Source organism: Micrococcus sp. NPDC078436, from assembly GCF_040702705.1.
Taxonomy (GTDB): Bacteria; Actinomycetota; Actinomycetes; order Actinomycetales; family Micrococcaceae; genus Micrococcus.
In genome coordinates this window covers 1-1,094 of sequence record NZ_JBFBLX010000036.1, presented here as the reverse complement: position 1 = coordinate 1,094, position 1,094 = coordinate 1, and the positions used below count along the sequence as shown (strand labels likewise).

General features: G+C 67.4%; 1 protein-coding gene. It reads right to left on the bottom strand.

The window, feature by feature from the left end; genetic code table 11:
• Positions 1-991, bottom strand: a 991-nt coding sequence (locus AB0302_RS11400) for an IS481 family transposase (RefSeq protein ID WP_366372177.1), incomplete at its 3' end; no start/stop codon positions are given.
• Positions 992-1,094: the final 103 nt, after the last annotated feature.

Genomic DNA, 1,094 nt, shown 5'->3' with positions numbered 1-1,094 from the left:
TGTGATGTCCAGGGAGGTTGTTGAGCCTGGTGGCAGGCGCGGCGCCGATCGCGGAGTGGACGCGATGATGATTGTAGAAGTGCAGCCATCCAGGCAACGCGGCCCTGCGTTCCGTCTCTGAGCTGTAGAACCGGGCATAGGCCCACCCGTCAGCGAGCGTGCGATGGAACCGCTCAATCTTCCCGTTCGTCTGCGGCCGGTAGGGCCGAGTCCGCTTGGGCTTGATCCCGAGCTCGGTGCAGGCATCACGCCAGGCATGCGAGCGGTAGGCCGAGCCGTTGTCCGAGAGCACCCGCTCCACCTCCACGCCCAGGCGCGCGAAGTGGGCGACCGCGCGGCGCAACACCGCGATGGCCGTCTGGCTGCGTTCATCGGAGTGCATCTCCACATAGGCGAAGCGGGAGTGATCATCGATCACGGTGTGCAGAAAGCCCACCCCGAGCCGGGGCTGGTATCGGGCATCACGGGTTCCTTCGCGGTCCGAGGTCGCCGCGCGGTGCTTCAGGCCCTGCTGGCGCCCGACGAATCGGTGTCCGCCCCCGTCGGGGATGCGCCCGAACTTGGTGACGTCGACGTGGATCAGCGAACCGGGGTGGGGGTGCTCGTAGCGGCGGATCGGCTCGCCGGTGACCCGGTCCAGACGGGCGAGGCGGTTGATCCGGCAGCGCACGAGCACGGCATGGACGGTGGAGGCCGGCATCCTGAGTTCTCCGGCGATCTGTGCCGGCCCCAGGCGTCGGCGCCATCGGGCGGCCACGATCTGTTTCACCACCGCCTGCGGTGTTCTGGTCGGCATCGTGGACGGCCGGCTGGACCGGTCTGCCATCCCTGCAGGTCCCTCGGCCCGGAAGCGTGTGGCCCATTTGCGTGCGGTGGGTGGGGAGACCATGAACATCTTGGCCGCGGTGGCGACCGGCCAGTGTTCCTCGACGATGAGCTTGGCCAGGCGTAGGCGGGCGCGAGGGGTCAGGGCGGCGTTAGCGTGGGACATGAAGGCCTTCTGTTCGCGTGAGCGGTTTCTCGACAACTCCACTCTCGCAACAGGAGGCCTTCGCTTGTCAGCTGTTCACGCAACAACGTCCCTGGACATCACA